This window comes from Halopseudomonas bauzanensis (assembly GCF_900114735.1).
GTDB lineage: Bacteria > Pseudomonadota > Gammaproteobacteria > Pseudomonadales > Pseudomonadaceae > Halopseudomonas > Halopseudomonas bauzanensis.
Genome location: NZ_FOUA01000001.1, coordinates 833,699 through 847,866, shown reverse-complemented (window position 1 = coordinate 847,866; position 14,168 = coordinate 833,699). Strand labels below are relative to the sequence as shown.

Here is a 14,168-nt window from a genome sequence, read left to right as displayed (position 1 = left end):
CATGGCAAGCAAGCAGGGTAGCAGGATGATCGTCGGACTGGATATCGGCACCTCCAAGGTAGTCGCTCTGGTCGGCGAGTTCGGCGCAGACGGTGAGCTGGAAATCGTCGGCATCGGCTCGCATCCGTCCCGCGGCATGAAGAAGGGCGTGGTGGTGAATATCGAATCCACCGTGCAGTCCATTCAGCGCGCCATCGAAGAGGCCGAGCTGATGGCTGGCTGCCAGATTCATTCGGTGTTCGCCGGCATCGCCGGCAACCACATCCGCAGCATGAACTCCCATGGCATCGTGGCCATTCGCGAGGGCGAGGTGGTGCAGGCGGACATTGAACGTGTGTTGGATGCAGCCCAGGCGGTGGCCATTCCCGCTGATCAGAAAGTGCTGCACATCCTGCCGCAGGAATACGTGATCGATAACCAGGAAGGCGTCCGCGAGCCCCGTGGCATGTCCGGCGTGCGGCTGGAGGCCAAGGTGCATCTGGTCACCTGCGCCATGAATGCAGTGCAGAACATCGAGAAATGCATCCGTCGCTGCGGCCTGGAAGTCGAGGATGTGATCCTCGAACAACTGGCCTCCAGCTACTCGGTGCTGACCGAGGATGAGAAAGAGCTGGGCGTGTGCATGGTGGATGTCGGCGGTGGCACCACTGACATCGCCATCTTCACCGAGGGCGCGATCCGCCATACCGCGGTGATTCCGATTGCCGGCGATCAGGTGACCAATGATATCGCCATGGCCCTGCGCACCCCGACCCAGCACGCTGAAGAGATCAAGATCCGCTACGCCTGCGCACTGGCCAAACTGGCCGGCCCGGAGGAGACCATCAAGGTTCCGAGCGTGGGTGAACGCCCGCCGCGGGACCTGTCACGCCAGGCGCTGGCGGAGGTGGTCGAGCCGCGGTACGACGAACTGTTCACCCTGATCCAGGCCGAACTGCGCCGGTCCGGGTACGAAGACATGATTCCGGCCGGCATCGTACTGACTGGCGGCACCGCCAAGATGGAAGGTGCTGTCGAGCTGGCCGAAGAGATATTCCATATGCCGGTGCGCCTGGGCGTACCGCAGGAATTCAAGGGACTGGCTGACGTGGTGCGCAACCCCATCTACTCAACGGGGGTGGGGCTGTTGCACTACGGCATGAAGCACCATGCCGATGGCAATCAAAGTAGCTCGGAGCAGAGCAGGGAGTCGCCGCTGATCAAAGTGAAGCGGTGGTTCAAGGGGAATTTTTAACAGACCCGCACAAGCGGGCAGCCGGGGGTAACCCGGCAAGCGGTACCAAACGAAACGAAACCAGATGAAACAAGACGAGTGTCAGACTCGAGGAGATGGGACCATGTTTGAATTAATTGATAACCTCCCGCAAAACGCAGTGATCAAGGTCGTCGGTGTCGGCGGTGGCGGTGGCAACGCCCTGCAGCACATGGTGGTCAACAATGTTGAAGGTGTGGATTTCATCTGCGCCAATACCGATGCTCAAGCCCTGAAAAACATGACCGCGCGCACCGTGCTGCAACTGGGCTCGGCCGTGACCAAGGGGCTGGGTGCCGGCGCTAACCCGCTGGTCGGCCGCGAAGCCGCGATGGAAGATCGCGAGCGTATCGCAGAAGTGCTGCAGGGTGCTGATATGGTATTCATTACCGCCGGCATGGGCGGTGGTACCGGTACCGGCGCGGCGCCGATCGTGGCCGAGGTCGCCCGTGAAATGGGTATCCTGACCGTGGCCGTAGTGACCAAGCCGTTCCCGTTCGAAGGCCGCAAGCGTCTGCAGATCGCCGAAGAAGGTATCCGCGAGCTGGGTCAACACGTCGACTCGCTGATCACCATCCCCAACGAGAAGCTGCTGACCGTTCTGGGCAAGGACGCCAGCCTGCTGTCGGCCTTCAGCAAAGCCAACGATGTACTGTTGGGCGCGGTACAGGGCATCGCTGACCTGATCATCCGCCCCGGCATGATCAACGTCGACTTCGCCGACGTGAAGACCGTGATGAGCGAAATGGGTATGGCAATGATGGGTACCGGCCACGCCAGCGGCCCGAACCGTGCCCGTGAAGCTGCCGAAGCGGCAATCCGCAGCCCGCTGCTGGAAGATGTCAACCTGATGGGTGCCCGCGGTATCCTGGTCAATATTACCGCTGGTCCGGACCTGTCCCTGGGCGAGTTCTCGGAAGTGGGTAATACCGTTGAGGAATTCGCCTCGGAAACCGCCACTGTAGTGGTCGGCACCGTGATCGATCCCGAGCTGCGCGACGAGCTGCGGGTCACCGTGGTCGCCACCGGTCTGGGCGCGCGCATGGAGAAACCAGTGAAGGTGGTAGATAATACTCCGGCACCGGCAGCAGCCCGTCAGTCGGATGCGACCGCGCCGAACTACCGCGATCTGGACCGCCCGACCGTCATGCGCAATTCCAACGCGGGCGGCAGTGCAGCCGCGGCACGTCTGACCCAGCCGGCTGAAGACCTGGATTATCTGGACATCCCGGCCTTCCTGCGTCGTCAGGCAGATTGATTTGATCAATCGATGGAATAGGGCTGATTAGTGTTCAACGAAGGCGGGTTTTGCTATGATGTGCGCCACTTATTGAAAATTATTCGCAACTAGAGCGGAAGCCAGTTCAAGCATGATCAGACAACGCACACTGAAGAACATCATCCGGGCCACCGGTGTTGGCCTGCATTCGGGTGAGAAGGTTTACCTCACGCTGAAACCGGCGCCGGTGGATACCGGCATCGTGTTCCTCCGGACCGATCTCGACCCTGTGGTCGAGATCCCGGCGCGTGCGGAATTCGTGGGCGAAACCACCATGTCTACCACCCTGATCAAGGATGGTGTCAAGGTGGACACTGTCGAGCACCTGCTGTCAGCCATGGCCGGTCTGGGTATCGATAACGCCGTGGTAGAGCTCAGTGCCCCCGAAGTGCCGATCATGGATGGCAGCGCCGGTCCTTTCGTATTCCTGATTCAGTCAGCAGGCATCGAGGAACAGGAAGCTCCGAAACAGTTCATTCGCATCAAGCGTGAAATCACGGTTGAAGAAGAGGGCAAGACGGCTACCTTCGTTCCTTTCGAGGGATTCAAGGTATCGTTCGGCATCGACTTCGATCATCCGGTCTTCCGTGGCCGGAGCCAGTTTGCCAGCGTGGACTTCTCCAGCACGTCTTTCGTCAAGGAAGTCAGCCGCGCCCGGACTTTCGGGTTCATGCGGGATATCGAGTACCTGCGCTCGCAGAACCTGGCGCTGGGTGGCAGCGTGGATAACGCCATCGTGGTGGATGAGTATCGCGTACTCAACGAAGACGGCCTGCGGTACGAGGACGAATTCGTCAAGCACAAGATTCTCGATGCCATCGGCGATCTTTATCTGCTGGGCAAGAGCCTGGTGGGCGAATTCCGCGGCTTCAAGTCGGGGCATGCGCTCAACAACAAGCTGCTGCGCGCGCTGCTGGCCAATGCCGATGCTTGGGAAATAGTCACCTTTGAAGATGCCGGAACCGCGCCCATCTCCTTCATGCGCCCGGCCGCTGCGGTCTGATTTTTTCTCGTTTCGTTTGACGGCCACCTCGGTGGCCGTTTTTTATTCGTCTGATTCGCCGCGATGGTGGCGCGCCAGGCGTTCCAATGCCGAGCGCAGATTCGGGTCGCTGATATGGCCTGCGGTCTCGCTCAGACTATCCGCTGCCACCGCCGATCGCCTCATTTTGCGAACTGGTGGTGCTTTTTTGACCAATGGAGGTTGTACCTTGCAGTGGATTTTCGTTAAGGTGGCGAATTCCGCGTAAGCCTGAAGTTGTCGGATGAGGCGTCGTTGCTGATATCGGACCCGGGTTGCCCACTGACTGTCGGCCACCAGCAACCGAAGCACGCCATCACGATAGGATGCTGCGCGGCAATGCTCTCTGGCGGCGGGTTCGAGTACGGATTCGAGCAGAATCTGCAATCGTTCAACGGCCCTTGCCTGATTGAAAAGGCCCTTCAGGGTGGAGTGGGTTCTTAGCAGGTCGCCCGGGCGACGGGCATGCAGAGGATGAAAAGACATCGTGTCGTCCGGAGTGGCTGAATCAGCGGTCATCGTACCAGAACCGCAGGAAGATTTTGGGGATCTACAATATTGAACATCATCATTCTTACCGGGCGCGAGGGTGCTACCAAGGCACTGACGCTCGGCTCGCCCTGGGTCATTTCCGGCATCATGGCGGTACTCGCCATGCCGATTGCCGCCGCAGTGATAACCTGGCAGTTAAGCGGGGCCGGCAAGGCCATTGAAGAATCCAGTGCCGCGCTGGATTATGAACAGATCTGGGAGCAGTCTCTCGAAGGGTATGAGCTTGAGAGCGACTATATAAAGGAAGAATCCCAGGTACAGCTGGAGCACATGACTCAGCAGCTGAGTCGGTTGCAGACCCGGCTGTCGCGTCTTGACGCCCTGAGTGAGCGACTTACCGAACTGGCCGACCTGTCTGACGGCGAATTCAACTTCAGTACCGACCCTGGCATGGGTGGTCCGGAGTTGCCGAGCCACAGCGATTCCTATGAGGGTGCTGACATTCAGACGGTGCTTGATCGCCTGTCTGCCCGGATCGACGATCGCACCCAGCAATTGCGGCTGCTGGAAGAGTTGATGCTCAATCGGCACAACGACGCCAATGCCATGCTGGATTTCATTCCAGTGCAGACCGGTTATATTTCCTCCGGCTTCGGTCGGCGCACCGACCCCATCACCCGTCGCTCGGCCATGCATTCGGGGCTGGATTTCGCTGCTCCGCGAGGTACGGAGATTCATGCTCTGGGAGCGGGCGTGGTGACGTTCTCCGGCCGTCGTGGCGCCTATGGCAACATGATTGAGATCAGTCATGCGGGTGGCTACAAGACCCGTTATGCTCACGCCCAGGACTTGCTGGTCAAGAAAGGTGAGTTGGTGAAGAAGGGGCAGCAGGTCGCAACCGTCGGCTCGACAGGTCGCTCAACCGGACCGCATCTGCATCTGGAGGTCTACCACAACGGCATGGCCATCAATCCGGCACGCTTTCTCGCCCTGAAATAACTCCCTGCCTTGCTCACCCAAACCCGGCTTATGCCGGGTCTTCGGGTCTTCCCCTTTGCTCGCCGCCATCTGCTCTGCCGCAACGGCGGTTTATTGTCTCCAGACTTTCAGAGTAGAATGGTTTTTTCGGTGAATGGCCTGCGCACGGGCCAGCCTTGCCATCATCACATGGATATCGAAGTCGATTATGTTTGCGCCTTTATTGAAGAAGATGTTTGGAAGCAAGAACGAGCGTGAGTTGAAACGCATGAACAAGATCGTTCATGCCATCAATGCACTCGAGGAAGGCTTGAACGGTCTGAGCGATGACGAGCTCAAAGCCCGGACCGTTGAATACAGGGAACGGGTAAGCAAAGGCGAAAGTCTCGACTCCATCCTCCCCGAAGCTTTCGCCCTGGTGCGTGAAGCGAGCAAGCGGGTGATGGGCATGCGGCACTTCGATGTGCAGCTCATCGGTGGCCTGGTCCTGCATGAAGGCAAGATCGCCGAGATGAAGACCGGTGAGGGCAAGACGCTGGTCTCCACCCTGCCAGCCTATCTGAACGCGCTGTCCGGCAAGGGTGTGCATGTGGTTACGGTGAACGACTACCTGGCCCGCCGCGACGCCAACCTGATGCGTCCGCTGCATGAGTTCCTTGGCCTCAGCGTCGGGGTGGTCGTGCCTTTCCAGGACCCGGCGGAAAAGCGGGCTGCCTACCGTTGCGACATCACCTACGGCACCAACAACGAATTCGGCTTCGACTACCTGCGTGACAACATGGCGTTCCGCCTGGAAGACAAATTCCAGCGCGAGCTGAACTTTGCCATTGTCGACGAAGTGGACTCCATTCTGATCGACGAAGCGCGGACTCCGTTGATCATTTCCGGTCCTGCGCAGGACAGCTCCAAGCTCTACACCGCCATCAACAAACTGATCCCGCTGCTCAAGCGCGGCGTCAGGGCGGAAGAGGGCGAAGAGGGCGTGGATGGTCATTACTTCATCGATGAGAAGACCCGTCAGGTCGAGCTCAACGAAGACGGCCATCAGTACGTCGAGGAGTTGCTCACCCGCGAAGGCCTGCTGGCCGAAGGCGACAGCCTGTACCAGGCGCAGAATCTCAACCTGCTGCACCATGTACACTCGGGCCTGCGCGCGCACACCCTGTTCCACCGCGACGTCGAGTACATCGTGCAGGATGGTCAGGTGTTGCTGGTTGATGAGCACACCGGCCGCACCATGCCGGGTCGCCGCCTCTCCGAGGGGCTGCATCAGGCCATCGAGGCCAAGGAAGGATTGAATATCCAGGCTGAGAGTCAGACCCTGGCCTCGACCACCTTCCAGAACTATTTCCGGTTGTACAACAAGCTGGCCGGCATGACCGGTACCGCTGACACCGAAGCCTTCGAGTTCCGCCAGATCTACAATCTGGACGTGGTGGTTATTCCTACCAACCAGCCGATGATCCGCAAGGATTACAACGACCTGGTGTACCTGACCATCGGTGAGAAGTTCGCCGCCATTGCCGCCGACATCAAGGGATGCCAGGAGAGCGGGCGTCCGGTGCTGGTGGGTACCGCCTCGATCGAATCCTCCGAGGTGGTGTCCCAACTGCTGAACAAGGAAGGCATCGCGCACCAGGTACTCAACGCCAAGTATCACGAGAAGGAAGCTGAGATTATTGCCCAGGCCGGTCGGCCGGGCGCGGTAACCATCGCCACCAACATGGCTGGTCGTGGTACCGACATCATCCTCGGCGGTAGCTGGGAAGCGGAAATCGCCAGCCTGGAAGACCCCACCCCCGAGCAAATTGATCAGATCAAGGCCGAATGGCAGGAACGCCACCAGCAGGTACTGGATGCTGGCGGTCTGCATATCATCGCCTGCGAGCGCCACGAATCTCGCCGTATCGACAACCAGCTCCGTGGTCGTTCCGGCCGTCAGGGTGACCCGGGGTCCAGCCGCTTCTACCTGTCGCTGGAAGACAACCTCATGCGTATTTTCGCCTCGGATCGGGTGAAGAACTTCATGAAGGCGCTGGGGATGGAGAAGGGCGAGGCTATCGAGCATCGCATGGTCACCAACGCCATCGAGAAGGCCCAGCGCAAAGTCGAAGGCCGCAACTTTGATATCCGCAAGCAGCTGCTGGAATATGATGACGTGGCCAACGAGCAGCGCAAGGTGATCTATACCCAGCGCAACGAGATTCTCGCCGCGGACTCCGTGGAAGAGACGATCAAGGCCATCCGTGCGGATGTGGTGAATAATACGATCAGCCAATACATGCCGCCGCAGAGCGTACCCGAGCAGTGGGATATCCCCGGCCTGGAGCAGCACCTGCGTACCGAACTGGCGCTGGACCTACCCATTCAGCAGTGGTTGGATGAGGACGACACCCTGCACGAAGAAGGCGTTCGTCAGCGCGTGCAGGATGAGCTGAACAACGCCTACGCCGAGAAGGAAGAACTGACCGGACCGGAAGCGCTGCGTTCGTTCGAGAAGCAGATGCTGCTGCGGGTACTGGACGATCTGTGGAAGGAACACCTGGCGACAATGGACCATTTGCGTCAGGGCATCCATCTGCGCGGCTACGCCCAGAAAAACCCGAAGCAGGAATACAAGCGCGAGGCCTTCAATCTGTTCGAGGAAATGCTCGAATCGATCAAGAACGATACCATTCGTGTGCTCAGCCACGTGCAGGTACGTCGGGAAGACCCGGCCGCGGAAGAAGCCCGGCTGCGTCAGCAGGCCGAGGAACTGGCCAAGCGTATGCAGTTCAAGCATGAGGAGCTGCCTGGAGTCGGCGAAGAAGCGCAGGCCGAGGAGCAGACCGGTGAACCGGCAACCTCAATGCCCGGTACGCCGATCACCCGCGACGGCCCCAAGATCGGCCGGAACGACCCGTGCCCCTGTGGCTCGGGCAAGAAATACAAGCAGTGTCACGGCAAGATCGGCTGATTACCACATCCCGTCCTGTCGGGAGTAGACCCTCAACCCCGTCATCCTCGGCCTGCGCCAAGGACGGCGGGGTGTGGTGGAATGTCGATTGTAAAAAATCTTAAGTAAGTGCCATTCAGTTTCTATCTATTCTATTTCTGGAGTTCTTTTCATGTCCGTCGGACTCGGTCCTCTTCCCACTCTGCACCCGGTTCCCGGGTTTCGTCTCGGTATTACCTCTGCTGGTATCAAGAAGCCTGGGCGCCGAGATGTAGTGGTGATGGAGGCGGTGCCGGGCACGGCGATCGCCGGGGTGTTTACCACCAATGCCTTCTGCGCCGCACCGGTTACTCTGTGCAAGCAGCACCTGACCCAGGCGCCACGCTATCTGCTGGTCAATACCGGTAATGCCAATGCCGGCTCCGGCAAACCCGGTATGGCCGCAGCGCTGAAGACCTGTGCTGCCCTGGCCGAACTGACCGGTGTCGAGCCGGACCAGGTTCTGCCTTTCAGTACCGGGGTCATCGGCGAGCTGTTGCCAGCGGACAAGATCATTGCGGTATTGCCCCAGGCGCTGGCGAACCTGGCTGAGGATAACTGGGCCATGGCCGCCGAAGGCATCATGACCACCGACACCCAGCCCAAAGGTGCCAGCCGGCAGATCAAACTGGCAGGCCAGACGGTGACCATTACCGGCATCTCCAAGGGCGCCGGCATGATTCGCCCGAACATGGCGACCATGCTCGGCTACGTGGCGACTGATGCCAAGGTGGCGCAGCCGGTACTGCAACAATTGCTGCGTCAGGCCGCCGACCTGTCTTTCAATCGCATCACCATCGACGGTGACACCAGCACCAACGACTCCTGCATGCTGATCGCCACCGGTCAGGCGGCGATGGCAGAAATCACCGATCCGGCGAGCAGCGAATATGCCCAACTGGCCGAAGCGGTAAATGCCGTCATGCTGGAGCTGGCGCAGGCGATCGTGCGCGATGGCGAAGGCGCCACCAAGTTCGTTACCGTGCAGGTCAACGGTGGAGGTAACCGCAACGAGTGTCTGGATGTGGCCTATGCCGTGGCTCATTCACCGCTGATCAAGACTGCGCTGTTTGCCTCCGATCCGAACTGGGGTCGAATTCTGGCTGCGGTTGGTTACGCCGGAGTGCCGGATCTGGATGTGGAGCGCATCGACGTATATCTCGATGAGGTCTGCATTACCCGCAATGGTGGCCGCGCCGCGGAATACACCGAAGAGCAGGGCGCTCGGGTGATGGCCCAGGCTGAAATCACCATCCGCATCGAGCTGGGGCGGGGCGAATTCAGCGAGACCATCTGGACCACCGACCTGTCTCACGAGTACGTACGTATCAACGCCGAATACCGTACCTGAGACGGCAGTGCCGGTACGCCCGCAGGGCGTACCGGCTCGGCTTCAGCTGCCGGGTCTGCCTTGATCCGGTTGAGCGTAATCACAAACGCCTTGCGGGAAGATGGCATTGAGCTCAGCTACCTGCTCGGTGGTGGGGTTCCAGCTGCCATAGGTGCCGTCCGTGAGCGCAGTGCTGACCGGTTTCAGTGCGCACTTGAAGATGCTTCCCTCGATCGGCCCGCCGGCGATCATCCGTGACGTGGTGTAGGTCGGGAACTGGTTAGTACAGGCCCCGGCGGGGCTGTTATCCAGTATGCCGTCCCATACATCCTGTCCCGCAGCTTTCAGGTCACCATTGGTTTCGAAACAACTGTCCACTGCCGCGGCAGGTTTGTTGCCGGCGATGCCGTCCTCCGGGTTGGCGCGGATATTCATCAGCCACTCATGCAATACGTCCAGAGCCATCCAGGTCTGGTCGAAATCCTCCCGCGGCTGCGGCTCGTCGGGATCGCTCAGGTCGGTTGGCCGGGCATCAGTGAACCAGATCACCTGGCTGTCCGAGTTGCCCATCCGGTTGCGGATACGCTGGCGGGCGGAGAAGGACTGATGGCTGTTGTGCATATCCAGCACTTCTTCCAGATAATGCCGCCAGTCGATAACCGGCATGTTCAGCTGCCCATCGAATACCATGCCCGATTCATAGGCGGCATTGATGGCCTGCAGGTCACCCTCGGTACGTGGAGCCGGGCTGTTGCCATCCGGGCTCAAGCGCATGTTGCGACTGCTCCAGGGGTCGAACCGGGAAGGGTCCTCCAGGACGTCAGCCTCGGTGCCGATGAACGGGAAGCCCTCTTGGACCATCTCGTTGGGATGCTTCCAGCCACCGATCTGGCTGTTCAGCTTGAGGAACTCGGCAGGGGTAATATCTCCGCCGTTCAGTGCCTTCAACCCATATTGCACGCCCACGTTGTCGAACAGGGTGCGTGGATTGCCATTGTCATCGACCCCGTAGATGTTGCGCAGGTCATCATAATGGGTCCATTGCACATCGTTCATCACACCGGGCGGCTGCATCTGCCCCTGGTTTGTGGCCTGGCCGTAGTGCGGATTCATCACCAGTGGCGTCAAGCCACGCCAAGCGGGGATGCATTCGGTCATGCCGGGTGCGGTGCTATAGCCCAGCATGCTTTTTGCGCCAGCAAAGGGGTCCGGGTAGGCGTCGGTCGAGTTCAACCCGACCAGCAGGCTACGGTTGGCGGTAGTGCGCCAGAACGGGTTGTTGCGGTCGGTAGCGTCCATATAGTATTCGAGCAGCTCGCAGTCGCCGATGTGGATTGTCTGGGTGACCATGTCGGGATAGGAGTATTGCGGCACACCAGCATCCAGCAGATCCGGGTGGTTCTGTGAATAGACATATTGTTGGATACCGCCACCCGATCCGCCGATGGCAACGGTGTAATCCGGGGTGCCGAAGCGCTTGATGAAATGCTCCTTGACCATCAGCGCGGTCTCGCCACCCACCTGCAGGTTGTAATGGGCGTTGGTACGGGTGCCCGACGAGTAAATGACCGCGTAGCCTTTGCCCAGCACTTCCGGCGCCAGGGCCCTACCGCTTACTCGCCCCTGCGTATGGCCAATGGCGACGCCACCTTCGAAGTGGAACAGCAGACGCCCGTTCCATTTGTCCGTTGCTGCGGCATCGGCGGCGTCCCCCAGCGTAGCGAGGGTAGCGAAACTGTAGAGGAAGCGGTTGATGGTGCCGCGCTCCTGGCGGACTATGAAGTCCACTACCCGACCATCGGTGAGCGTGGTGGTGGCCATATCAGCGGGGCGCGAACCATCTGCTGGCAAGGGTCGATAGGTAGGGTTGGTGGCATTGGTCCGGTAGAGAAACACCACGTAGGGCTCAATCGAGCAATCCTTGCTCAAGCCGATCTGCGTACCATTGTCGTCGTACACCGGGAATCCAGCGTCACCCTCGGTATCCACCAGCGGCTGCCTACCCAACTCGGAAACCGAGGTGCAGACAAAAGGATACTGCTGCGGCCCGGAGAAGATCGGTCCGGTGATTGGATGATTGGTCAGGGTAAGGTCATGCAATGGGCCATGCTTGGCATGGTGCAACTCCAGTTGGTTCTCTCCCTGCGCCAACCCTTCAAGCAGGATTTCCAGACGATCGTTGCGGCGGCTCAGACGCGCGGGCTGCACTTCCTGATCATTGATCCAGAACTCGAGCTGATCCAGCTCCTCGTCGATTTGAGCAGCATCGCCTTCCAGCGTAACCAGAACGCTGCCGCCGCTGACCTGGTCTGCTGCGCTGGACAACACGTTCAGCTGCAGGTCAGGGGCATTGTCGGAGCGGGAGCTTGAGCCTCCGGAACTCAGGCATCCCGTCAAGGCGATCGCTAGCAGGCTGGCTGCGCCGGGCAGCCAATAGAATTTTGCAGGTTTCATAATGGCTCGCTCTGTCTTCTTATTATGGAGTCTTGATCCTATGCCTCCCACTGGGGGGAAAACAGGTACAGATTGTCCGATCTGACTGAAACAGCGCGACGAATGAGACGGGGATTAGCCGTCAGAGGTCGGCCCCTCCGTGGGGCTGCCAGTCCGTCGGGCGATCTCCCCCAATCGGCGCACGGCTTGCAATACAGCTGAGTTTACTGGCCTTCCGACATTCAAGCGCAGGCAGTGGGCGTATCGTTGTCCGGGAGAAAAAACGCTCCCTGGGAAAATATGAATTCCGCTTCGTAGAGCTTCTTCAAATAATGAGTGGGAATTCATATGCGAGGGTAGAACTACCCATAGCACACAGCCGCCGCTGGGTTGCTGTACCGAGGTGCCCGGTGGGAACCATTCCAGTACCGCCTGGCGTACTCGATCAGCCTGGGCCGCCAGTTGCTGGCGCAGCGAGACCAGATGCTGGGCATAGAATCCGCTTTCCATCAGTCGAGCCAGCAGCAGTTGTGGAGCCGATGCAGTGGTAATGCTGCTCACCAGTTTCAATTCGCGCAACCGATGGTGAAAGCGGCCGGGGGCCACCCAGCCCAGCCGGATACCCGGTATCAGGGACTTGGAGAAAGAATGGCAATACAGAACCATCCCGGCATGGTCATAGGCCTTGGCCGGCATAGCTCCGTCGGAGTAGAGGGTATCGCCCCAGACATCATTCTCGATGATGGGAATATTGTAATGGGTGGCCAGCTCAACCAGTTTCTGTTTGTTTTCCTCTGACATGGTGAACCCAAGTGGGTTCTGCGCGTTGGGCGAAACCAGGCAGGCGCTGACGCGACGATGCTTGAATGCCAGCTCAAGTGTTGACAGGCAAATGCCGTGGCTCGGACTGGTAGGAATTTCCAGTACCTTGCGCCGCAGCACCTCCAGCGCGAGCAAGGTGCCGTAATAAGTCGGAGACTCAACCGCTACGGTGTCGCCTGGCCGGGTGACCGTGCGCAGGGCAAGATCGATGGCCTCCATGCAGCCGTTGGTGATGATGACATCATCCTGGGAAATCGGATTAGGGTAGTGGAGACTACGTCGGGCAAGCTGGAGCGTAAAACGCTGATGACCCTTCGGGTGGGTATAGTCCCAGACGTCAAGCGGCTGCTTCCGGGTTATATCCCTCAGAGTGTTCATGATGCGCTCCATGGGCATCAATTGCGGATCGGGCAGCGCAATGCCCAGGTGGATCAGATCGAGCTGATGATGGGGTTCCATGTAGTGCAAAATATCATCGCTCAGCGATATCTCGACCGGCAGGAATTCGAACTCAGCAGCTCCCGTGGTAATCGCGGGTGGGCAGGCGGCTACGAAGGTGCCCGAGCGGGCTCTTATTTCGATGTAATTTTCCTGCTCAAGCTGGCGCAGGCACTGGATTATGGTGTTGACGCTGGTATTGAAAAGACGGCTGAGACTGCGCACGGAGGGCAAGCGCTGCCCAGGTCTGTAGCTGCCGCCCTCGATATGGCGACGCAGCTGCAGGCTGATACTCTCGTATAGGTAAAGATCCTGACCCAGCAAGGGAAGCAGTCTCCATGAGGTTTTAGGTTTTTATTTTTCCTCTTAAGCAAGGAGTATAACTGCTCCGATATCGCTGTATAGCTGATGATCTAGCTGGGACAGTTCCCTGCCGGGATCTCCGCCGCTTGCAGCCGCGCCCGCCCGATTCGGTTGATGATCACTTGTCGCCCCTTGGCACCTGCCTCATTGGGACAGAATGAAAATGTTCCTGACTGAAAACCACCGTTCAACAGTTCCGACTCGCCTTGGGCGTTATAGCGCAGGTAACTGGCGAGCGGTGAGTTGACATGCACGTGGTGGACGCGGGCGGGTTGTTCTTCATGCAGCACGGTCTCGCCGACATCGAGCGCGCCGTTGTTATTGGCATCGATGAAAATGCTCCAGCCATTGCTCCAGTCCCCTGACAATGGCGCCATGGTGACGTGGCGGTTGCGGCGGGTGGCTTCTGTGCGGGTTTGGTTGATGCTGCGCAGCAGGCTGTTGACGCTGCTATCCATGCGCTGGTTGTCGATCAGGCTGCCGAAGGCGGGCAGGCCGATGGACAACAGGATGGCCAGTACGGCGATCGCTACCATGATTTCAATCAAGGTAAATCCACGACAACGCATGGCGTAGTCCTCCCTGGTATAGGGGCTACTGCCTATGCTGCCCGTTTAAATGGATATGGTCTGGTATCTCACGATGCTGCCAGTGTATTGCAGAGCACTGTTCATCGCAGAAGTAATGGCGTGATCTGGGAGAGGGTTCACGTTGCCGTAGCCGGCGGCGGGTCGGCAGCAGGAACACAGCCTTGCAATCTTTGTGTAATGCCTTTGTGCTATCATT

At 59.2% G+C, this 14,168-nt stretch carries 10 protein-coding genes; 6 read left to right on the top strand and 4 right to left on the bottom strand.

Annotated elements, in window-relative coordinates; genetic code table 11:
- Position 1 precedes the first annotated feature (1 nt).
- The 3 genes from ftsA (at position 2) to lpxC (ending at position 3,534) form a co-directional block, all read left to right on the top strand.
- Positions 2-1,234, top strand: coding sequence for a cell division protein FtsA (gene ftsA / locus BM267_RS03955; protein ID WP_036989452.1), 1,233 nt, complete (start codon positions 2-4; stop codon positions 1,232-1,234).
- A 103-nt stretch (positions 1,235-1,337) separates the two neighbouring features.
- A complete protein-coding gene (ftsZ, locus tag BM267_RS03950; RefSeq protein WP_036989453.1) occupies positions 1,338-2,510 on the top strand; it encodes a cell division protein FtsZ in 1,173 nt (390 codons plus the stop codon).
- 112 nt (positions 2,511-2,622) lie between these two features.
- Entirely contained in the window at positions 2,623-3,534 is a 912-nt protein-coding gene (gene lpxC / locus BM267_RS03945) for a UDP-3-O-acyl-N-acetylglucosamine deacetylase (protein ID WP_036989454.1), read from the top strand.
- A 42-nt stretch (positions 3,535-3,576) separates the two neighbouring features.
- On the opposite strand, the gene BM267_RS03940 is transcribed toward lpxC, so the two are convergent.
- Positions 3,577-4,038: a DUF721 domain-containing protein gene (locus BM267_RS03940; RefSeq protein ID WP_036989455.1), complete on the bottom strand. Its 462-nt coding sequence runs from the start codon at positions 4,036-4,038 to the stop codon at positions 3,577-3,579.
- A gap of 72 nt (positions 4,039-4,110) precedes the next feature.
- On the opposite strand from BM267_RS03940, the gene BM267_RS03935 reads away from it, so the two are divergent.
- The 3 genes from BM267_RS03935 to argJ all read left to right on the top strand — a co-directional run bounded on the left by BM267_RS03935 (position 4,111) and on the right by argJ (position 9,347).
- On the top strand, positions 4,111-5,043 hold the full coding sequence (locus tag BM267_RS03935) for a M23 family metallopeptidase (RefSeq protein WP_036989456.1): 933 nt from the start codon (positions 4,111-4,113) through the stop codon (positions 5,041-5,043).
- A 187-nt stretch (positions 5,044-5,230) separates the two neighbouring features.
- Complete coding sequence (gene secA / locus BM267_RS03930) at positions 5,231-7,978, top strand: preprotein translocase subunit SecA (RefSeq protein ID WP_036990244.1); 2,748 nt, start codon at positions 5,231-5,233, stop codon at positions 7,976-7,978.
- A gap of 151 nt (positions 7,979-8,129) precedes the next feature.
- Entirely contained in the window at positions 8,130-9,347 is a 1,218-nt protein-coding gene (gene argJ / locus BM267_RS03925) for a bifunctional glutamate N-acetyltransferase/amino-acid acetyltransferase ArgJ (protein WP_036989457.1), read from the top strand.
- 42 nt (positions 9,348-9,389) lie between these two features.
- Here the strand turns inward: argJ and BM267_RS03920 are convergent, their stop codons facing one another.
- The 3 genes from BM267_RS03920 to BM267_RS03910 all read right to left on the bottom strand — a co-directional run bounded on the left by BM267_RS03920 (position 9,390) and on the right by BM267_RS03910 (position 13,951).
- Positions 9,390-11,780: a DUF6351 family protein gene (locus BM267_RS03920; RefSeq protein WP_083392366.1), complete on the bottom strand. Its 2,391-nt coding sequence runs from the start codon at positions 11,778-11,780 to the stop codon at positions 9,390-9,392.
- Between the two features lie 114 nt (positions 11,781-11,894).
- Entirely contained in the window at positions 11,895-13,343 is a 1,449-nt protein-coding gene (locus BM267_RS03915) for an aminotransferase-like domain-containing protein (protein ID WP_218144699.1), read from the bottom strand.
- An 89-nt stretch (positions 13,344-13,432) separates the two neighbouring features.
- Positions 13,433-13,951 (bottom strand): GspH/FimT family pseudopilin, encoded by a 519-nt coding sequence (locus tag BM267_RS03910; RefSeq protein WP_074777766.1) that lies wholly within the window; start codon positions 13,949-13,951, stop codon positions 13,433-13,435.
- Positions 13,952-14,168 lie beyond the last annotated feature (217 nt).

What these genes read in the sequence shown, in the direction of transcription:
- ftsA (WP_036989452.1), top strand. Translation starts at nt 2, where the DNA reads ATGGCAAGCAAGCAGGGTAGCAGGATGATCGTCGGACTGGATATCGGC.
- ftsZ (WP_036989453.1), top strand. Translation starts at nt 1,338, where the DNA reads ATGTTTGAATTAATTGATAACCTCCCGCAAAACGCAGTGATCAAGGTC.
- lpxC (WP_036989454.1), top strand. Translation starts at nt 2,623, where the DNA reads ATGATCAGACAACGCACACTGAAGAACATCATCCGGGCCACCGGTGTT.
- BM267_RS03940 (WP_036989455.1), bottom strand. Translation starts at nt 4,038, where the DNA reads ATGTCTTTTCATCCTCTGCATGCCCGTCGCCCGGGCGACCTGCTAAGA.
- secA (WP_036990244.1), top strand. Translation starts at nt 5,231, where the DNA reads ATGTTTGCGCCTTTATTGAAGAAGATGTTTGGAAGCAAGAACGAGCGT.
- argJ (WP_036989457.1), top strand. Translation starts at nt 8,130, where the DNA reads ATGTCCGTCGGACTCGGTCCTCTTCCCACTCTGCACCCGGTTCCCGGG.
- BM267_RS03920 (WP_083392366.1), bottom strand. Translation starts at nt 11,780, where the DNA reads ATGAAACCTGCAAAATTCTATTGGCTGCCCGGCGCAGCCAGCCTGCTA.
- BM267_RS03910 (WP_074777766.1), bottom strand. Translation starts at nt 13,951, where the DNA reads ATGCGTTGTCGTGGATTTACCTTGATTGAAATCATGGTAGCGATCGCC.